This is a genomic window from Tepidibacter hydrothermalis (assembly GCF_029542625.1).
GTDB classification, from domain to species: Bacteria; Bacillota; Clostridia; order Peptostreptococcales; family Peptostreptococcaceae; genus Tepidibacter_A; species Tepidibacter_A hydrothermalis.
In genome coordinates this window covers 1,682,369-1,703,379 of record NZ_CP120733.1, presented here as the reverse complement: position 1 = coordinate 1,703,379, position 21,011 = coordinate 1,682,369, and the positions used below count along the sequence as shown (strand labels likewise).

Genomic DNA, 21,011 nt, shown 5'->3' with positions numbered 1-21,011 from the left:
AAGAATTACTCACGATTAATTTTGAGAAGGCAAGTTTCCGCATGCATCTTCGTATAACAACATATTGACGACATGGCCAAAAACAAGGAAAGATAGCTCATGTCGTCAACATGCGGAACGTTAGACCCCATAAATCTCTTATAAAAAATATCCAACTAGTTTTCCTTATCAGATCTTATAAGCTTTAATTATTATTAATACAGTCTTCAAAGTACAAACGAATTGAATTTGTTTAAAGTTAATAATAATTCAACATCAATATTTGAAATGTTTCCTATTTTTTTGCTACATTTCTTTTTGAACAAACACAAGAGTATATGTCGCCATTATAGGTAATATAGAAAAGGGATATTCTAGCTTGACATTTTATTGAGTCTTGAAATGACCTTCAAGCAGTTAAAGCTGGAAAACCTGCAACTGTGACTGTTGTTTCAAATTTTTTGTTATAAACTTTCTTCTCATCTAATTAGATTCTCCATGATATTATCTTAATTATTTCTATTTTTTATGGTCTACGTTTTTTGTTTGCATAGTTAACGTATTCCTCTTTTGTCATACCGTTATATTTTCTATTGAATTCATCAAATGTAATATTTCTAGGAATATCAAAAATGGTAAAAAGCTTCCTTTTATCTTCTATGTTTTTAAGATCTATAATATTAAATGATGCTAGTGTAGGAATGGTCATTTGTGCCTCTACTATATCAACATTTATACCAATAGCAACACCATTTTCTAAATATTTTCTATTTTCTAAGTAATCGCCACCCAAATCAATTGGCCATTCTTCAATCATTTTCATACCAATTCCCCAACAGATCCTCCCGCTTTTATCGCCATAACTAATCGAAGGTCCTATTTGCAATGGAAATTCAATATCCTCTTGTGTAAGAACCTTACTTCCCACAATATCGTATGTACCCCAAATAATTCCATTATCAGCCATAATATCAACAGGTAATAATGGATGCTTTGTGATTTCTTTTACATGCATAGCTTTATCTTTTGTTTTGATGGCGTAACAACGCACAAGCAAAGGTACCATCATACACTCAGCAAGTACATGATTTTTTAAAATAACTTTTTCTTTTTTCATCTTGCTTATTTGTCCAATAATTAGTCCAAATCCATAATGTTCTAAGTCAAATTCAAATCGAAATATATCACCATTGTAATATTTTATGGTTTGGTGCGGTGTATTTTTCACCTTATCTACCTTTTCCATATAATCTACTGGGACATCTCGAATAAAAACCTCTACCCATCCTTTAAATTCTTCAACAGTTCTGATAACGGAAGTTTTGTTGCAAATTGGGATACTTAAAGCATTTTTTGTATTTCTTACAAAAATATTAGCAGGTTCTTTCGTATTTGTACCACCTGGATCGTTCTTGTTCCTATTGCTACGAACACTTGAAAAACCAAATTGAATACCATGGGGACTTCTACTAGAAATAGAGGTAAAGTTTATTTTTTTCTCCTTACCTCTAGCCGTCTTTGGCAACACCATCACTCTATTTCTTGTGTGAATTTCAACATCATTCTCGTAATATTCAAGTCTCTTATCATCATTATAATAGCTGATCACTTTACGTATTATGTCACCATCATAAACAACATAGTAGCCAGCTTTGATTTCAACTGTATCCCAATCCTCCCCTATGAGATCAATGGCAAAATATTTACGCTGTTCGTTAGTAAGCATAAGGTTCCTAAAATTTATTTTTCCCACAAGTATTCACTCCTTGAATAATAAATCTAATATAAATTAACTTCATATAATTTTAATTTTTCACTATATTTGAAGAGACTTTTTCACGTTCTCCTACGTGTTCTCTCATACCATATCATACAACAATTCTTGTTTCTATACTCCTTTTTAGATATTTAAAGGCGCAATTTTCGCTGTTTTTACTAAAATAATAGAAATCACAAAATTTCTGAAACACTAGTAAAATAAAAAAGGGAACTCTAAGTCTCCTTTCTTAATAAACATGTAATTATTTTTTTAAGCCAACTCAAAATCAACAAATTGTACATGTTTCGCTGTTTTGCTGACATAAGATAAAGAAATATAATCAAATCCATTGCGAATGACATCTTTCCATGCCATTGTAGTATTGTCAATCAAAACAACTTCTCCATTTTCATTGAAGTCATAATCTTCTTTTTCATCTTCATAATCAATACTATAACCCAACTCTAAAATCAAGTTAGATATAGAAATATCTAATTTTTTAAAAGGACGATTTTCAATTTGTTCTTCTGAATAACCTTGGTTTCTTTTTTTCTTTGTCTGGTATATTATCTACTAGCCCAACGTTAGATTTTAAAAAGTCCCTATATTTTTTTATCTCATTCATCTTCACACCTCTTTTATTTTTATAATCTATGTTAAGTAACTTTGCAACATTATGTAAATACAAATATATAGAAAGTCTTAATGATAGTTCACATATTATCTATTTTTATTCTTTTATTATTTAATCTACCTTTTAATGTGTTTATTAATTAAGATAGTGCTAAGTAGCACTAAAAATCCTATAACAAAATATAAATTAGTAGATATATTATTTTGTTCACAATTTTCTTTAATTGTTAAAACATCCAAATTTTCTATAATATGTTTTATATCATTTTTTTCTTTATCTTCTAATTTTGAATCAATTATTTCTAAGAATTTGACCAATTCTTTTCCAGATATAATATTTTCCTTTTCTAATATATCTTCCTTAATACTTACAGGTACTACTCCTTGAGGAGAAAGCGGAGTATAATTTCTATTATCTACATGTAGAAACAATAAAACCAGACTACCTTTTTCATTTAAATCATAGTGTAAGCTTGTTGTATTATCAGGTGTAGCGACAGTTAAATTTTGTTTTTGAATGTTACCTTTTAGATAATAGTGTACATTAACATTATAAACATTATATTCACTAAAAATCTTCTTCCTAGATTCACCTTGTACAGTACCTATTAAAATAACATTAGAGTTCTGAAATAGTTCCGCAACTGATAAATGTACCCAGCAGGCATGGACATTCATTGTCATTATTATAGCTAAAACAATAGATATAACTGCATTTTTAATATTTAACATTAATCTCCTCCTAATACTTTTGTATAATTCATAAAAACTTCTTTCAGTCCTTGTCTTTTAAAAGATCTCTTCTATCAAGATAATGCTATTAAATTATATTTATAAACTTCTTTATCATATAGTTTTACTACTCTAATTATTCCTATTTGCTAGTTTCAAAATCGCTTCGATTAAGTGTTCATATTTCCAATAAGTAGCCTTCTATATTATACAATACTTTACATAATTTGTATTAATGTTAATATAAGAAATTGATTTTTTATGTTATAAATAAATTTATTCTCAAATATATTTTTATAAATAATCCTATATGCAAAAAGAGAATGTTCGACATTCTCTTTTATTTAATGCGCAGGTAATTATTTTTCAAATGTAAATTGCATTCTTCTTGAGGTGTGCCCCATTAGTGGTACAAGCATAACTTGTTCAATTATAGTATATAGTTTAGTCATTATATTTTAATGTAAACTCACTTTAATGTATCAGAATCTATATGACTCTTATATTATCTCTATAATCATAAATAACCTGCTATTTAATTTAGTAATAATTACATAATCTATTTACTTATATAGTTTATTAAACTCTTTTTGTTTAAATATTTCCCATCCCCAATGTAGTCTCCTTCGTTTCTTATTCTATATAAATCTATCTAATGCTGCATCTCTATATAATTAGATCTATCTCTTCTATTAGTCTATAATACTTTCTTTTTTTAGATTTTAATATCTCTTCATCCTTTATTTTTTTTAATATACAAATAATTTCTTCTCTACTAGATGTATTAATAATTTTATATTCACCTTTTATATTTAAAGATGTCCATGAATTAAGCATATATTCTAATGCATTTAAAACTACCAATCTATATCTACCCCCTAGATATAACCATTCTTTTATATCTTCCCAAGTAGGTTGTGAACAAGCATATAACTCATACCACTGATCTTTGGTAGTAGAATTGGAAATATAATTTTTTATCCAACTTATTACTCTATTATCTCTAAAATAACATAAATGACGCTTCGCTTCATAACCTTTTATTTTATCATTGAACATGCCTTCAACATATTCTATAACCTTAGACAACCCTTCATCTCGAGGTAAACATCTAGAAGTAAGATACGACCTAAACACTGAATCGATTTCATTATCATTTTCCCAAAGATATCTTACCCAATCAGCAGCACAAAGCCCTAATGCTTCTCCAATAATTTTATACAAAATTTCTTTTTGACAATCGTCTACTATTTTTAATCGTTCTAATACTTTTTTAAATAATAAATTTTTATCATAACCTTTAAGAACTTTAATTTCTTTCTCTTTTATTTTTCCATGAAATTCTATATATTTAATTAAGCTTTCTAAATCATTTCTTCCTTTATCAAAAGAAATATTAGAAAAAGTATTAAACCAATTTTTCCATCTATTTGATTCTGAACTATTTGAATTCAATCCTTTTTCATCTAAAAAAGGTTCCATTTGCCATATTTCAGTTCCTATTCCATATAACTCAGTAACTTTCTTAAGATATGTAATAAAAGAATCAGCAATAAAAAATATTTCATCTTCTTCATGACTCCAATATACAATACTTTGTTCTTTATCTTGTTCCATATCAAAAGCTAATATATCTCCGTTCCCTACTTGATAAAATTGAAGCTTATTTTTTAATTCACATTCTTCTCCATCATACGATTTAAATTCTTTTGCCAAAGGATTTAAATCTTCAATCCATTCCAAACTCCAACAAATTTCACCAGAAAATATTTCTCTAAATTCATTAGGTAGATTTGCATCTTCAGGAAGATACCAATTAAATTCTACGTGTCTTGAAAAGTTCAACAGAATTTCCTTAAAAGAAATAGGTAAAGATAATCCAAGAACTTTCTCTTTATTTTCTATTTCTTCTTTTGTTGCTGGTGGTTCAATTACAAGTTCTCTTGCCTCTCCTCCAAATACCTTAACCTTATCTAATATTTGCTCCCATTTATAAACTAAAGCTTTATAATTATAAACACTCATATTTTTTAACCTCCAGGTATACATGAAAATATAGTTATTATAAAGCTTTAACCCATCCAGAATTATTCTTTATAATAACTTTTAATCTATAATTTATTTTAATTATGTCATGCTCTATAAATTTCACATTATATTTAATAATGAGCTTATCATTTATTATATAACATTTTCCATATATTGTAGTAATATCTAAAGATGAATTTAAATCAAAGTTTAATTACTTTTATTTATAAAATACAAAAAAGAAGGTGACTTTAAGTCTCCTTCCTCAATAAGCAGATAGTTATTTTATAAATGTAAAATGCATTCTTGTTGCGGTGTGCCCCATTTTTGGCACAAGCATAATTAGCCTGTTTTTTTTAATATTATTCCAATTAAATGTACTGATCTATTCTATGACAGCAAAAGAATACACTCTTCTCTTTTATATCTATCTCCTTTAGAATTTGAAAAAAATAAGCCCTCTCAAATAGACTATTTATTGTGTCTACTTAACGGGGTTCAGTCCAATTTTTAATTATTTCCACTGCCTACTTCACAGGAGCGGTTCATTTATGGTACGGTTCACCGAACTGACTCTTACTCCTAATACTTTTGATTTATTACCCATACATGATTGTACTTATCAGAAAAAACTGCATTTTTCGCTGGAATTTCTGATAAGTCTTGAATAGGAGAAATTACTTTCCCACCCTCTCTAACTACATTATTAAAAAACATTTCAATATCATCAACAATAAGATTTAACCATAAAGAACCTGTCCCAACTTCTGCAGGAGCAATTAATCCATATTCTTTGTTTTAATTTAAGACTCTGATTTTTGTATCACCTAGTTTCATTATTGTCTCATTCATTTTAGTCGTTTCATCAGTTTTTGATATTATTTCAGCTTTTAGTAATTTATCATAATAATCACTAGCTTCTTTTGCATTACTCACAACCATGTTAACTTCTACTCTCATTTATACACCTTCCTTTTCATTTTTTAATCCTATATAAAAAGCATTCCACAAATCTATCAATATGCTTTTCCTATCCCCCTCATCTATACTTTACTGATTTATTCCAATTCCATTTGATGATGACAAAAACATTTTTGTAATTTACTCATCATTCATTGGAGTATCAATTTCACCATTTACTCTTGCCTTTCTAACTACATTATTATAAATAATAAGTACATTTTCTCTAATTTATATTTAATTTTTTTAAATCCAAACTTAGAAACTCATTTTTATTGTACAATATTTCCTATAAATTATCATGCTGTTAATGATTGATTATTTTTTTATGTTCTAATTAAATTTGTTTCTACATATATTTTTATAAATAATCTTATATGCAAAAAGAGAATGATTTAACCATTCTCTTCATTTCATAGCAAGTAATTATCTTTAAAATGCATACCACATTCCTATCGCCGAATGCACCGTTTATTGGACAAGCATAACTTGTCTTTTTTATTTATCTATATGTAACTTTAAAATCATTATCATATTCATCTTTATATTCATCAAGTAGCTCTTTCAGAATTAAAGCATATTTAGAGTTATTTTTTCAAATACTTTTCATCCTTTAAATGTTACCATCTTTGGCATATTCACTAAACCTGTTATGCAATCCCAAAATGCGTTCCAATTCATTCCGTAAAATTTTGGGAGACTTAAAGATTCAGCAATTATTTCATGTAAGCTCTTTGTATTGTTTTTCCTCCAATGCTTTTCTTAAATCTGAAATCTATCTATTCTGCATCAAAATCAATAAAGTACTTTCTGTCTGGTGTATGTATCGTAAGGGTCGACAAATTGATATTGTCCTTTAAAATATCCACTCTGTATTCGAACATGATGTCGTCATTTTGCTTCTTCAAGAATAAGTAACTTCCTTCTTCTTGTTCTTCGGCCTCATCACTTATTTCATCGTAGATTTTTTCACCACTAACTTCTCCATAATATCCTGATTTTCTTATCTTTTCTTCTATTGCTTTAAAAAACTGTTTCATATTTTTTCTCTCTCTTTCTTTTTTTATATAATTATATCATGTTTCTATATAAAAGTAGTCCTAACTATTGTTAATTAATGATCAAAGTCAAAACCCCATTTACTTATGCTAGGGTTCACCTTAACGCTTCAACTGCAGTTTTGTATCAGATTAAAAAATGGTTCTGTTAAAATAACCAATCTATCTTGGGGCAATGGACCTGTCCTCTTCTCCCTATTCCATGTCCCTTGTGTTTATTTATTCCACCTAGGATAATGTACTACATTCCTGTACTACTTTTTCTCTTCTCATTCTTGGCATTTTTATCACCTCCGGTTTAATATATCATTAAAACACAAAGCATATAACAGAACAGTCCCACTGTATCCTTTTTACCTGTTTATACCCTAAAAGATAATATTACATACCTCCCCAGACCGGATCCCTTGTATTAAAAATTCTTCTGTTAGTAATAAAAATTTCTTTTTATTATATACTTAATAAGTTGTCATTTAACTTTCAACATACTAACTTATTATCCTACTAACATCGTATATTTTAAAAAATTCAACTAATACTAATTAAAAGTCTATTTTATTGATTTTAATATTTTTAATAGGTTATACTAGCTAACTACATAGTATGTTTTAACAGTGGGACATAATGTCCTAAAGGGTATCTTACAAACTTGCTAACTATAGTTTAATATACTATTTATGACGCAGGATAAAAAATAAAGGAGGAACAGTAAAATGTTAAAACTTAAAAATATATCTAAGGTTTACAAAGCTGGCTCCTTTGAGCAAAAAGCTTTAAATGGAGTTAACTTACAATTTAAACAGGGAGAGTTTGTTTCAGTCTTAGGTCCAAGCGGCTCTGGCAAAACTACTACATTAAATATTATTGGAGGATTAGACATCTATTCAGATGGTGATTTAATAATCAATGGAAAATCTACTAAGAAATTTACTGATTCTGATTGGGATGCATATAGAAATAATTCTATCGGATTCATTTTCCAAAGTTACAATTTAATAGGTCACCTTTCAGTCCTTGATAATGTGGAATTAGGTATGACTCTAAGCGGTATATCAGATAAAGAAAGAAAAGAAAAATCCTTAGAAGTTCTAAAAAGAGTTGGATTAAGTGATCATGTTAACAAAAAACCAAGTCAGCTTTCTGGAGGTCAAAAACAACGTGTGGCTATTGCCCGTGCATTAGTAAATAACCCTGACGTTATTTTAGCAGATGAGCCTACTGGAGCTTTAGATTCAAAGACAAGTGTTGAAATAATGGAGTTAATAAAAGAAATATCAAATAATAAATTAGTTATAATGGTTACCCATAATCCTAAATTAGCTAAGAAATACTCCACTAGAATTATAGAATTGGAGGACGGTCAAGTAATTAATGACAGTAATCCAGTTACATCTAATGTAGATAGTAATAATTATAGAATTAAGAAAACATCAATGAATTTCATCACAGCTTTAAAATTATCCTTTAACAATTTGAGGACTAAAAAAATTAGAACATTAATTACAGCTTTTGCAGGTTCCATAGGTATCATAGGCGTGGCAATGGTACTTTTTATATCCAACGGTATGAATGCAGAGATATCTAACTTAGAAAGTGAACAATTGTCATCACTTCCTATAATGGTAAATGAAAGCCCAATGACGCTTAAATTACCCTCAGGTGGAGGTGGAAATAATGAGATAAATGAGATTAAGATTGATGAATCAGGAGTTACACCTTTTGACCCAATTACTGATTTATCCTCTCATAAAAATAATATTACAGAAGATTATATTGATTATATAACTAAATTAGATAGTAGTTTAGGCGACATCCAGTACCAATTAGGATTACAAATGAATATATTAGTGAAAAATAACGACAATATTCAGAATATAGCAACTAACAATAAGGGTTCATTATCATTTAAAGAAATCCCCACTGATGATAAGCTCATAAATGAGCAATATGAAGTTATTAATGGTAAATTCCCAGTTGGACACAATGAATTATTACTTGTGGTTGATGAATACAATAGGTTAGATCAAAATGTACTATTGACATTAGGTCTTGATATAGATGAAGGAACAATATCATTTGATAGTATCATAGGTAAAGAGTTAGTAGTAGCTAAAAATAATGATTATTATGAAGAAATGGAATCCATTTTCCCTGTAAGTCATGATTTATCAATGGCATACAAAAACGGATTTAAAGTAACTATTGTAGGAGTAGCAAGACCAATAGTTTCAGAGAATGAAAGGAATTCACAAGTTAATACCATAACTAGTATTTTATCCCCTGGCCTATGGTATAAAAATGATCTAACAGAAGCAGTTATTACTGATTCAATAAATTCAAATATATCAATTACACAGTTAAATAAGGATTATAACGTTTTAACAGGTAAGAAATTCTCTGAAAAGATTACTAAAGATGATGTACTAAAATTTATTGGAGCAATAGATACTCCAGTGGGAGTAACTATATATCCAACTGATTTCGAATCAAAAACTCAGATAAAAGAGTATCTTGATTCATGGAATGATAGCTTAGATGAAGATCATCAAATACTTTATACTGATTTAGCTGAAAATATAACATCTATGATGGATTCAATGGTTTCAATGATTCAAACTGTGCTTGTTGCTTTTGCTGGAATTTCATTAGTTGTATCTACAATAATGATAGGTATAATAACTTACGTATCTGTTCTTGAGAGAACTAAAGAAATTGGTGTGTTAAGAAGTTTAGGTGCAAGGAAAAAAGATATTTCCCGTGTATTTAATGCAGAAACATTTATTGTAGGGTTAATATCTGGTTCCTTAGGTATCTTCTTAACATACGTATTATCAGATCCTGTCAACAAAGTCTTAAGTAAGTCAATGCAGATAGATCAAATTGTTGTTATCGATGTTAACCAATCAATAATGTTAATAGCTATTAGTGTTGCATTAACATTAGTATCTGGTTTAATACCAGCTAAAATTGCAGCAAAAAAAGATCCAGTAAAAGCATTACGTACTGAATAATAGGCGAAGAGATGATAATATGATAAACCAAACTTTCTATAATATAAATAGTGAAAAAAGAAAAAAATACTAAGTACAATAAAAAAAGAATTACTCAAAAATGATTGTGAAAAATCAACTCCTACTTTAAGTGAATTGCCTTATAAAGGAAATAATATTGTAGGTAATGATGTATGGATACGTCAAAATGTTACCATAATGCCAGGAATAAAAATTGGAAATGGTGTTATTATAGCCACTAATTCTGTTGTTACAAAAGATATTCCTCCATATCATATAGCTGGTAGAAATCCATCTAGAATTATACGTAAGAGATTTGACGATAGTCTAATATCTTATCTATTAGAGTTGAAAGTATTTCTTTTCTTGATCCTATTCAAAAAATAAAACTTTGTCTAAAATGATTTAGAGATGTAGCAATTGTAAGTATTTCACCTTATCATCTATAGCTGTAATAATTTTATCCATATGGTTAGTATTTAACCTTTATATTTTTTGTATGTAATTTTATATGCAAAAAGAGAATGTTTTAACATTCTCTTTCATACTAAATTATTTTTTAATGTAAAACGCATTCTTATTGGGATATGCCCCATTAGTAGTACAAGCATAACTTGTCCGTTTTTTCTTGTATACATCTTTGTAATTCAAATAAAAAAGAGATGATTTATTTAAGAATCATCCCTTTCTAGAATATATTTCTCCTTATATATCTAAAATACTATTCAAAGTGAATTTATTAAATATTTCAAAATGAACATCATCCTTATCCAACTTTGATAAAAGCATTGTACCTTCAAATGCTGCAATTAAGGCTTTAGCTTTTTCATTTGGATTAGATACATTTTCTTCTTCTAAAATTTCTATAGTCCATTTTTCTAAAATAGTATACCATTCTAGAAGTCTCAATCGGAATCTTTCGTTCTCGTCTGATAATTCTAGAATCAGGTTTCCCACCGGACAACCACGTTTCAAGTTTAAATCAACTAAACGATTAAAGAATATATTAAAGAATTCATTTAGTCCTTTTATTGATTTTTCTACTTGATTTAGGCAGTTGGTTGTATCAGCTATGTAAAAATCTATGATAGATAAACATAGTTCTTCCTTACTTTTGAAGTAATGATAAAAAGAACCCTTAGGAATATTTATTTCATCAAGTATAGCTTTAATTCCAACATTATTATAACCTTTTTCATGAATTAGTCTTGCAGCTGTGAACAATAAAACTTCTCTTTTACTCATCACATCACCTTCACTTCCTATTGTGATAATTATAGAGAAATAATGCTTTATTTGTCAAGTCTTTAGTAATTAAATGTATCTACGTGACCAAAGCCTAAGCTGTTATCAGTAACTTTAACTTCTTTTAGATCTATTCTAAATAAACTCATCATAGAAGGATCACCTGGTAAATCTTTTAAGAATGGATACTTTGTCATAAGTAGTCCCATAGCCTTTTGTATTTCTTCAAGTGAATCTAACTCTGTTGCAACGCCTGTACCTCTTATATATTGAATCTTAGCAAGTTCTTCAATAGAGTTAGCTGACTTATCTACAACTATATATACCTTATTGTTGTTAGCAAGTTCTTTAACTTTGTTCGTTTCTTTAAATGTGGTAAAGTAAATTTTTGATTCATCCTCTATATCATTTGCAAAATCAACTGATCTTACATTTGGAAATCCATTTTCATCTAAAGTAGCTAATCTTAATAATTCATGGGATTCTAAAATTTTCTTGATTTTATTTTTCATAATAAACCTCCATTTCTCTCTCATTATTAGACCGGTCGTCTAATTCAGAATATAACTTTTATTTCAATTTGTCAATAAAAAGCTTATAAAATTTTTCAATTATATACTTGCTATTGTCAACTCAGAAGTCGCCGTTACTTATTGTACGGTTCATAGTAACTATATAACTTACAAACATATTTCGTTATACGTGTACATAATCAATAAGGGAAGTAATTTTAGGCTTCCCTTATTACACCGATTAAGAATACTGTGTATCAACAAAATATAGTTCTCTTTCTTTTGGATTTTATATTTAATACTATATATTTTTCATACCTAGCCATAATGCTTTAGTTATTTTGGCAACATGTTTTCCTTGTAATCTAGCAATTTTTTTTTCTTCTTCTGAAATTTCATAATCATTCATACCACCAGTTATCATAGATGCTCCATAAGAATATCCTCCTACAGGTTTATTCTCAACATGCATCTCCTCATATGTAAGTGCTGTAGGTACACTTGCAATAATCATTCCTTGATGATAGAAAAAAGTATTCAAATTACTTAAACACGTCTCTGCACCACCATTTTGTTCTGAAGAAGTTGTAAAAGAACTTCCAACTTTTCCTACTAAAGCTCCCTTAACCCATTCCTCTCCAAATTGATTCAAGTAAGCAACCATCTGACCACTAGGAGATCCAAAATAGGTAGGTGCTCCTAAAATTATAGCATCCGCTTCTACCATAGTTTCTATGGTAGCTAAAGGTAAATGTGAAAAAGTTTTTATTTTTTCTACTGCCCCCATTTTTTTAATTATTTGAGTTGAAATAGTTTCAGGAACTTTAAAAATATTAGCTTCAACTCCTTCTATCATTTCAGCACCTTTTTTAATTTCTTTAGCCATGTCATAACCATGTCCATGAATACTATGAAAAATAATATGAATATTCATTTCTTTATCTCTCCTTTAATTATAGAAATTCACATTTGTAAATCATATGCAATTGTTTTTAATATTATTAAACCATTTTATTTTTAGGAAATTCAATGTTATCTACTGTATATACTTTACATCATATCATTTTACATAATTTTCAAATATTACAAATTGATTTTATCAATCAACTTCTGGAAATCTAAAATGATATACAATGGGTGAAATATTCTCATGCCAATAAAGAAGAGCATCCTCCTCTTTTGTATATGGTCCTCCATTATGAATAATGTAAGGTACCCCATCTTGTCTCCTTATATCTGAAATTATTGCTATATGGTCTACAGGTTTTCCAAACACAACTATATCTCCGCCTTGCCACTCTTCAAGATTTTTAGCATCATTTGTAATAATTTCTGTAGTTAAAACAGTTGCATGACTTTTAAAAAAAGAAATAAGATTTGGAACTCTTCTAAAATCAATATTAGGATCTGGCTCTCCATTTACTCTAGGATAAGCATTAGTATTTTCTTTTATATCTTTGTCTACCATTTGTTTAAGATTATATCCTGCTGATTTAAATGATCTCCAAATTGTGTCAGTGCAAACCCCTTCATAATCTGGAGGATATCCACCACTATAATACGCACTATGGTATCTTGGTTTGTTTTGTACATCTTTTCTAGCACCATCTAAAATATCATCTAAATCTTTTATTCCATCTCCATCTTCATCATGCTCAATTATTAATTTTGATATTTTTATAATTTTTTCTTCTAAAATAATCTTATTATCTAGTTCTTGTGACTCTTTTGTTGAATTTTTAGAGATTTCTACTTCACTATTACATCCTGTAAATATAATAATGGTTAATAACAAAAGTATAATTAACCTTATTTTTTTACCATTAAATACTTTTTTATTTTTCATAATGTACCAAATCTCCCCTTACATATAATTCACTTCTGTATAGCAGAATAGATAAAACTATAATCATTACTCTCTATTAATTTATAAGTCCAGTCTAAATCAGAATCATTTTCAAAATTGCTTATTCCCCACGCTCTCATGATTATACTCCTTTATTTTATATATTAACTATAAGTATTTACTTACTTTTTAAAGTACTACTTATTATATTTTAATGTATATTGGTTGTGTGTACTAACCATAGCATTACTATATGGTTACCAAACTATATAGTAATACTAGAATATAAAATATTAAAATTCTTATCTTCTAAATAGTTCTATATCTACATATAATCTTATTCTTACGTCAATCTATTCAATGTGTCTATGTTTTCTTTCCTTAATTACTTTTTTATTTCCTGAGGCTAATATAAATTATCAATTTTTTGCATGTTCTTTTTTATAAATTTTTTCCTCTCATTTCAAAAATTAAAAACCTCTAACAGAGAATTACTCCATTAGAGGTTTACATATCATATATATTCATTGTTACAATATTGATACTATGTAAATCTGATTTTTAAGTAACCTAGTTGTTTTTTACCTGATTCTATTTTTACATAATGCTCTACAACTTCTAAGTTTAAAATGTATTTAAACAACTATTTTATTTCACAATCACATGATCATTCAACTTTTCATATCTGACACACTGTTATATTAATAAGAATTATATATGCCTTGTTCTCTTTTCTTTTCTGAATTTTTACTTATATAAGATCCTTCAATAATGTTTTTATATCCTTTTTTTAGAATTATACTTTTAATATATTCAATATGAGGACATCTATCGTAATGATGATTATCAGTTACCATACAAGAAGATAAATGAATAACAACATCATCTTTATTTATATTATTAGCTTTTCTAGATTTTTTAGCAAAATGCTCTAGTTTTACTGCAACACTTTTCCCACAGCATCCACCACAGGTAAAAGAAATATATTTTATGCCATCTTCATATTTTTGAAACATTCCTTCTTTATTATAAAAAGCATTTGTACACGCAAAACCACTGCATCTTCTATGTGCAATATCACACTGAATAATAACAACATACTTTGTACTCATATTGGTTTCTCCCTTTAATTAGTAATATCTATTCTGACTCTTGAAGTTCTTCTCAAAAACATTTTTATTAAGTTAGCATTGTTGTTAAACTTATCCTGCTCTTGTTCCATTTGGAACTGGTTTCTCTGGTTGAGCTAACACAGGGATTATTCCATCACTATAACCAATATCAAAGAGCATTCCCTCAGAGATTTCACCAAACATCTTTTTAGTATCTAAATTGACAACAAACAGAGCTTGTTTTCCTTTGATTTCCGTAGGGTCTTCTCTTTCTTTTTTCATTCCAACTAAAATACTTCTTGTAAAGTCACCAAAATCTACAACCAACTTTACCATCTTATCAGATTTTTTTATATCTTCTACTTCTATTACTGTTCCTACTCGAATGTCAACTTGTTCCAGTGTATCTAGTGAAATATTTGGTTTAACTGAACTTGACAAATTCATCCCTCCTAATCGTTCTATAAATCCACCTTTAATGAATGGACTTAAATCAACAAATCATGTTACTTTGCACTCAATTTATAAATAGTGTATCATATGATTGTATATGTTGATAGATACAATTATAATTTAAAGAATAGGTACAGTTTCGAGGTATATTATGAATGAAATAATCCTTAATCTAGAGAAAAATTCTGGTCAACCATTATACATACAACTTTATGTATATCTTCGAGAAGAAATAAAAGCTAGTAGAATAAAAAAAGGTACTAAACTGCCTTCTATTCGACATCTTGCAAAACATCTACGTGTCAGTAAAATTACGGTTGATAATGCATACCAGCAACTACTAGTTGAAGGGTATATAGAAAGTAGGCAAAGAAGTGGTATGTATGTTCTATAAATTGAAGATGACTATGATAGTGAGTTTCGATATAGTGGTAGGCCTATTCCATCTTTGCAATGTCTTGATAATTATGAACGTGTTATTTACCTTGGTATATTTTCAAAATCCCTTGCACCTTCTTTACGTATAAGTTATGTGGTTTTGCCAAAAAAATTTTCAAATGAATATAAGTACAATATATCCATATACGAACAGTCGACCTCAAGGATAACTCAAAAAACTCTTTAGCTATTTATGACTCATGGATATTGGGAACGCCATATCCTAGAAATGCGTAAAATCTATAGCAAAAAATATAATACATTAATGAAATCCATAGTAAATCACTCAACTACTAATATCCGTGTAATTGGTGGAAATGCGGGTATACATATGCTACTAGAAATAAGAAAGGGTATGAGAGAGGATACAATTATCCAGAAGGTAGAAATGGTTGGTGTAAAAATATATCCAACTTCTAAATTTTATATGAATTTAAAAAGACCGTATTATATATTTAATAATGCGGTCTTAAGTTTCATTGGGAAGGAGAACCTTCATGAACCCTTATGCCTATAGATGTAATCAATTTCCTTTATTCATAATACTGTTCACCTATTATATATATTCTTTCAATTGAATATATTGAGCTATTTTATAACAAAAAAAGAACATACTCTTCTCTTGTATATTTATCTACTTTAGAATTTGAAAAAATAGACGCTCTCAAATAGACTATTTATTATATCTACTTAACAGGGGGCAGTTCAAATTGTCTATAGCTTAAATTTTTTTAATCGTTCATCAACTACAGGAACAAGAAAAGCAGTTACATAAAGATCACATTCACTTCTAAGTGAATGTATTGTTCCAGCAGGAGCAATAAATGTCTTTCCTACATTTAACTCTACCTCGCCATCTTCTAAGACTCCAAAACCTGACCCTTTTATACAATAAAATATTTCATCAACATCTTCATGTGCATGCAAAGGAACTTTTGACTCAAAATTTATATGATATACACGTCTCTCAATAGACTCTTCAATAAAATTTAAATCCATACTATTACTACTTATCCATTTATTATTATCTTTCCTATTCATACTTCTAAATTTTGTAGGATTAATGCCTGTATATTTTTTGAAAAACCTTGTCATATTAGATGATTCTGTAAAACCCAATTCATTTGCAACTTCATTGATACTCTTTTGTTCGAAGCATAGTTTAAGTTTTATTTTTAAAATAAGTTGTTGAATAATATATTGCTTTGCAGACATATCAATAGCTTTTCGTGTCATCAAATTAACTGTCTTTTTAGAGACATGCATCATGATAGCATAGCCTTCTACAGTTTTTTCTTTATCAATATGTTCTTCAACTAATTCAGTGAACTGTATAAAAATTTCATTTTTTTTCTGTCTTGAGTTATCTTCTCCTAAGATAATGTTGAATATTAATAGAGCAAAAGTTCTAAAAGTCGAAGCAATTACCTTATAATTCATAACATCATCAGCATTTGTATACATATCATGTATTACATCTAAAAGTTTTGTTAACGTTAAAGCATGTAAATCTATAAAATTCACATGTGGATTTAAATAGCTTTTCTTAAATAAATCTTTTACTTCGGAAGTATCATTACTCAAAAATTCACATAGGAACCCCTCTGTAAACATGATTAAATACCCTTCTAAATTATCAAACTCACTATATCTATGAACACGATTCTTTGAGATAATTAAGATTTCACCTGCTTCAATGGTATATTCTAAGAAATCAATTTCATGAATACATTTACCTTCAGTAACAAAAATCAAATTGTAAAAATCAGTACGAAAATGCTTCCTAATAAAAAAAGTATTTTCAGATTCAAAAAAACTTTTCAAGGATATAATTTCAAAACCTTTATTTTTTTTCTTATTTCTAAACTTAATCTTTTCTACCTTGTTCATATTATCTCCTTATATTGTACTGTGAAATTTAATTTGAGCATAACAAACAGCAATACTTAATCATATTACTTATAGTACAACTACAGTTTTGTTTAAATTAGGCTATGTTTAAGAATAATATTGATATATAAGTTTTTATTCTATCAATTCTCCATCATGACCTGCAACCACTGCTCTATGCCAACCTTCTTCTCTTGTCTCTCTTGCTCCAACAGAGTGAGGTTCAGTATAAACAATAATACCAGCATATTACACGGGTATAATCCTCGTCAAAGTTATCGCTCTCCAGACACAAATGAAATCCCTTATTTTTTGAAACCAAAATGCGCTTCGTAAAATTTTGTAGATTTTGCTCTATGTATTATATAAATTACTATATGTCTCGTAACCTAAAACTTCATTATTTATAATGACATAAACTATAATACCTGATAGTAATGCAATAGACACATCCCTAAGAGTATCTGCTAAAATTAGAACTAGTACTGCTCTCAGCAATAACAGAGCACCATAGTCCATAAGATTACTTTCATACACAAAGAAACCACCCTTATTATATAATTCTTTCTTAAATTTTGTAATGTTATTCCTGGACCAAAAACAATCATACACGAAACCTTTTAATACTAATAAGGGTAACTGCTTAGATAATTCATGTATAGAAAACTTCTTTGGGCATTTAAAATTTCACCTATTTCACTTCAAGAATTTTAAAAATCCAGAAAGAGTTATTAATGATGTAAAAAACATAATTTTTTATAATCATTAGAGATTCCAATTAAAGTTAAACAACCTGACTTCTATTGAATACAGAAATCAGGTTGTATAATACATTTTTTTGTATGTACATTTGACAAGAGTATGACCATTATAATGGCGGTTTTAATAGCCAGTTCATCAACAAGAAGAGGATACCCTTAAATTTCTTAACTAAATTTATAAAAGATAGCTTTGATTTTAATCAATGCTACCTTTCTGTCATAAATAATATTCGCTGTAAGTATGTTGTTAAATTACTTCTTTGTATCAATTATATTTTGTATTAAAACTTTACATTTTCCACAATTAGTGCCTGCTCCTGTTGCTTCTCCAACTTTTTCAACTGTATCTGCCCCATCTTTAACTGCATTAACTACGGCTTCAACAGAAACCTTGTTGCATCCACAGGCTAATGCTAATATCTTTTTTATATCTTTAATACAATTACCGCAACCTGTTCCTGCTCCTGTAATTTCTTGTATTTCTTCTATAGTACGAGCGCCCTCAACCATTGCTTTCCTAATATCACCATAACTCACTTGTTTACAGTTACAAATAATTCTATTTACAGGTATAAGAAAAGCCGTTACATAAAGATCTCCATCACTTCTAAGAGAATGCATTGTTCCAGCAGGAGCAATAAATACATCTCCTACGTTTAACTCTACTTCTCCATCTTCTAATACTCCAAACCCTGAACCCTTTATACAATAAAATACTTCATCTTGAGTTGCATGATCATGAAGAGGAACTTTTGCATCAGAAGGGATATGATATACCTTAGTTTCAATAGCTTCTTTTATAGCATTTAGATCCATATTCTCACTCCTTATCCATTTATCATTATACTCCCTAGTCATACTTCTAAGTTCTGAATTTGTCATATAACTAAGTGCCTATACTTAGTATAAATCTATTTCTTATATTTTGTAATGTTATAACTAAACCAAAAATAATCATAACGAAACCTTTTTTGAACACTAAATACTATCCTAAACTTGAAATCAAAATTGACTTCACTCCCGTATAGTTACATTTTGATACTAATGGTGGATATATTTACAATTAAAAAACGCCCTAATATTGCCACATACTAGCTAAAATAATAGGATGCTGTTTCCATTTTTAAGAAATTTTTAATTTCATTAAGTTTATCTCCTTCATTTAGCTTTTACGATTTTTTTAGATAATATGAGAAGAGTGTAAAATGTGAGATTCAAAAAAATAGAAAATCTCCTCAAGGATGCAGTATTTATACACCTTCAAGAGCAATAAAATTGTGACTTAATAATTAGGAAAATATGATAGTTAAATAATTGAAAATTAATCGTGTATTAATGGTTTATATCCATAACCGTTTAAAAATAACCTATTGAGTTTAGATAGAATATTTCCTTAAATTTTACACACTAATCTGCTTTTTATACTGTTCTCCCCACTCCCACATAGAATCAAGTATGGGTTTAAGACTAGCCCCTGTTTCTGTTAATGAATATTCAACCCTTGGTGGCACCTCAGCATAGACTTTTCTCAATACCAGTCCATCTTCTTCCATAGAACGCAATTGTTGTGTGAGAACTTTTTGACTAATAGAGCCTATTGAAGATTTTAATTCTCCAAATCGTTTCGTTCCATTTATAAGATCTCTTAATATTAATACTTTCCACTTATCTCCTATAAGTTTGAGAGTTGTTTCAACTGGACAAATTGGTAATTCTTTCTTCACAAGATCACCTCCTATTAGTTACCTATGGGTACCTATAGCACTTTCAAGTGCTTACTTGCACTAATATGATATAGCATTTATTATATACACGTGGCCACTATAAATCAAATCACCCCAAGATAATTGAATAAAAATTTCATCAGTACTTTTAAGTATTTTAAAATCTATAAAAATAATCTATTACCTTTTTAAGGAGATGTTAAATATGAATGAAGTAATAAAATTTTTAAGTGAAAACCCAGTACAATATTTTGCGACAATTGGATTAGATAGTAAGCCTAAGGTGCGTCCTTTCCAATTTATGCTTGAGAAAGATGGAAAATTATATTTCTGTACTAGCAATCAAAAAGATGTCTTTGCACAACTTAAAGAGTGTCCATATATTGAAATTACAACTTCAAGCCCAACATTTTCATGGATCAGGTTAAGCGGGAAAGCTGTATTCTCCACTGATATAGAAATTAAGAAAGCTGTACTTGAAAACAGCGAGCTTGTGAAATCGCTATACCAAACACCAGAAAATCCAATATTTGAAATTTTCTATCTAGAGAATGTACAGGCAGTTATCGCTGACTTTTCTGGGAATCCTCCTGTAGAATATACTCTTTAGTTATATTATATATAAAAAAAATTATAGCAATAAGTCCTGAATGTTTTCATACACGCAGGACTTATTAATTTAAGCTTAAATATTCTTATTTCATTAATAGTTTTCTTTATATACAATCCAATAGGTTCTATTATAAAATATTGAAATAAATATGCCTTCATGTTTTAAGGATGAAAATAAATTAACTACAAAATATTATATTTAAGTGCATTTGAAATGAATAACATAGTTCAATTTCAAAGTTCAAATAGAAATATTTT

The 21,011-nt window shown here is 28.5% G+C and carries 19 protein-coding genes and 2 pseudogenes; 4 read left to right on the top strand and 17 right to left on the bottom strand.

Annotated elements, in window-relative coordinates; genetic code table 11:
* Positions 1 to 505 precede the first annotated feature (505 nt).
* The 7 genes and pseudogenes from P4S50_RS07580 to P4S50_RS07555 form a co-directional block, all read right to left on the bottom strand.
* Positions 506 to 1,732 (bottom strand): immunity 26/phosphotriesterase HocA family protein, encoded by a 1,227-nt coding sequence (locus P4S50_RS07580; protein WP_277734148.1) that lies wholly within the window; start codon positions 1,730 to 1,732, stop codon positions 506 to 508.
* 756 nt (positions 1,733 to 2,488) lie between these two features.
* Positions 2,489 to 3,103 (bottom strand): hypothetical protein, encoded by a 615-nt coding sequence (locus tag P4S50_RS07575; RefSeq protein WP_277734147.1) that lies wholly within the window; start codon positions 3,101 to 3,103, stop codon positions 2,489 to 2,491.
* 666 nt (positions 3,104 to 3,769) lie between these two features.
* Positions 3,770 to 5,128, bottom strand: a complete 1,359-nt coding sequence (locus tag P4S50_RS07570; RefSeq protein WP_277734146.1) for an SMI1/KNR4 family protein — start codon at positions 5,126 to 5,128, stop codon at positions 3,770 to 3,772.
* A gap of 585 nt (positions 5,129 to 5,713) precedes the next feature.
* Positions 5,714 to 5,848: a hypothetical protein gene (locus P4S50_RS07565; protein ID WP_277734145.1), complete on the bottom strand. Its 135-nt coding sequence runs from the start codon at positions 5,846 to 5,848 to the stop codon at positions 5,714 to 5,716.
* Positions 5,849 to 5,929: 81 nt separating this feature from the next.
* A complete protein-coding gene (locus tag P4S50_RS07560) occupies positions 5,930 to 6,091 on the bottom strand; it encodes a hypothetical protein (protein ID WP_277734144.1) in 162 nt (53 codons plus the stop codon).
* 606 nt (positions 6,092 to 6,697) lie between these two features.
* Positions 6,698 to 6,820: pseudogene (locus P4S50_RS20250) on the bottom strand (barstar family protein); the annotation flags it as partial.
* A gap of 50 nt (positions 6,821 to 6,870) precedes the next feature.
* Positions 6,871 to 7,131, bottom strand: coding sequence for a hypothetical protein (locus tag P4S50_RS07555; RefSeq protein WP_277734143.1), 261 nt, complete (start codon positions 7,129 to 7,131; stop codon positions 6,871 to 6,873).
* Positions 7,132 to 7,862: 731 nt separating this feature from the next.
* On the opposite strand from P4S50_RS07555, the gene P4S50_RS07550 reads away from it, so the two are divergent.
* Together P4S50_RS07550 and P4S50_RS07545 are read left to right on the top strand one after the other, a co-directional pair.
* Positions 7,863 to 10,160, top strand: coding sequence for an ABC transporter ATP-binding protein/permease (locus P4S50_RS07550; protein WP_277734142.1), 2,298 nt, complete (start codon positions 7,863 to 7,865; stop codon positions 10,158 to 10,160).
* A gap of 99 nt (positions 10,161 to 10,259) precedes the next feature.
* Positions 10,260 to 10,514, top strand: a pseudogene (locus P4S50_RS07545) (LbetaH domain-containing protein); the annotation flags it as partial.
* A gap of 351 nt (positions 10,515 to 10,865) precedes the next feature.
* Here the strand turns inward: P4S50_RS07545 and P4S50_RS07540 are convergent.
* From P4S50_RS07540 to P4S50_RS07510, 7 genes are all read right to left on the bottom strand, one after another.
* Positions 10,866 to 11,405, bottom strand: a complete 540-nt coding sequence (locus P4S50_RS07540) for a TetR/AcrR family transcriptional regulator (protein ID WP_277734141.1) — start codon at positions 11,403 to 11,405, stop codon at positions 10,866 to 10,868.
* 62 nt (positions 11,406 to 11,467) lie between these two features.
* Complete coding sequence (locus P4S50_RS07535) at positions 11,468 to 11,941, bottom strand: pyridoxamine 5'-phosphate oxidase family protein (RefSeq protein ID WP_277734140.1); 474 nt, start codon at positions 11,939 to 11,941, stop codon at positions 11,468 to 11,470.
* A gap of 277 nt (positions 11,942 to 12,218) precedes the next feature.
* A complete protein-coding gene (gene wrbA, locus P4S50_RS07530; RefSeq protein ID WP_277734138.1) occupies positions 12,219 to 12,851 on the bottom strand; it encodes an NAD(P)H:quinone oxidoreductase in 633 nt (210 codons plus the stop codon).
* A gap of 165 nt (positions 12,852 to 13,016) precedes the next feature.
* On the bottom strand, positions 13,017 to 13,763 hold the full coding sequence (locus tag P4S50_RS07525) for a DUF1287 domain-containing protein (protein ID WP_277734137.1): 747 nt from the start codon (positions 13,761 to 13,763) through the stop codon (positions 13,017 to 13,019).
* Positions 13,764 to 13,792: 29 nt separating this feature from the next.
* Positions 13,793 to 13,903, bottom strand: a complete 111-nt coding sequence (locus tag P4S50_RS07520; protein WP_277734136.1) for a DUF4259 domain-containing protein — start codon at positions 13,901 to 13,903, stop codon at positions 13,793 to 13,795.
* A gap of 561 nt (positions 13,904 to 14,464) precedes the next feature.
* Positions 14,465 to 14,875, bottom strand: coding sequence for a CGGC domain-containing protein (locus P4S50_RS07515; RefSeq protein WP_277734135.1), 411 nt, complete (start codon positions 14,873 to 14,875; stop codon positions 14,465 to 14,467).
* Positions 14,876 to 14,965: 90 nt separating this feature from the next.
* Entirely contained in the window at positions 14,966 to 15,316 is a 351-nt protein-coding gene (locus tag P4S50_RS07510) for a hypothetical protein (protein WP_331489716.1), read from the bottom strand.
* Between the two features lie 163 nt (positions 15,317 to 15,479).
* Here P4S50_RS07510 and P4S50_RS20245 point away from each other — a divergent pair, with 163 nt between their 5' ends.
* Positions 15,480 to 15,722 (top strand): GntR family transcriptional regulator, encoded by a 243-nt coding sequence (locus tag P4S50_RS20245; protein ID WP_416390142.1) that lies wholly within the window; start codon positions 15,480 to 15,482, stop codon positions 15,720 to 15,722.
* A 758-nt stretch (positions 15,723 to 16,480) separates the two neighbouring features.
* On the opposite strand, the gene P4S50_RS07505 is transcribed toward P4S50_RS20245, so the two are convergent.
* The 3 genes from P4S50_RS07505 to P4S50_RS07490 all read right to left on the bottom strand — a co-directional run bounded on the left by P4S50_RS07505 (position 16,481) and on the right by P4S50_RS07490 (position 20,141).
* On the bottom strand, positions 16,481 to 17,656 hold the full coding sequence (locus P4S50_RS07505) for a helix-turn-helix domain-containing protein (protein WP_277734133.1): 1,176 nt from the start codon (positions 17,654 to 17,656) through the stop codon (positions 16,481 to 16,483).
* A 1,013-nt stretch (positions 17,657 to 18,669) separates the two neighbouring features.
* Complete coding sequence (locus tag P4S50_RS20105; protein ID WP_319023200.1) at positions 18,670 to 19,233, bottom strand: (2Fe-2S)-binding protein; 564 nt, start codon at positions 19,231 to 19,233, stop codon at positions 18,670 to 18,672.
* A 584-nt stretch (positions 19,234 to 19,817) separates the two neighbouring features.
* Complete coding sequence (locus P4S50_RS07490; RefSeq protein ID WP_277734132.1) at positions 19,818 to 20,141, bottom strand: winged helix-turn-helix transcriptional regulator; 324 nt, start codon at positions 20,139 to 20,141, stop codon at positions 19,818 to 19,820.
* Positions 20,142 to 20,346: 205 nt separating this feature from the next.
* Between P4S50_RS07490 and P4S50_RS07485 the strand changes: the two genes are divergently transcribed.
* On the top strand, positions 20,347 to 20,751 hold the full coding sequence (locus tag P4S50_RS07485) for a pyridoxamine 5'-phosphate oxidase family protein (protein WP_277734130.1): 405 nt from the start codon (positions 20,347 to 20,349) through the stop codon (positions 20,749 to 20,751).
* Positions 20,752 to 21,011 lie beyond the last annotated feature (260 nt).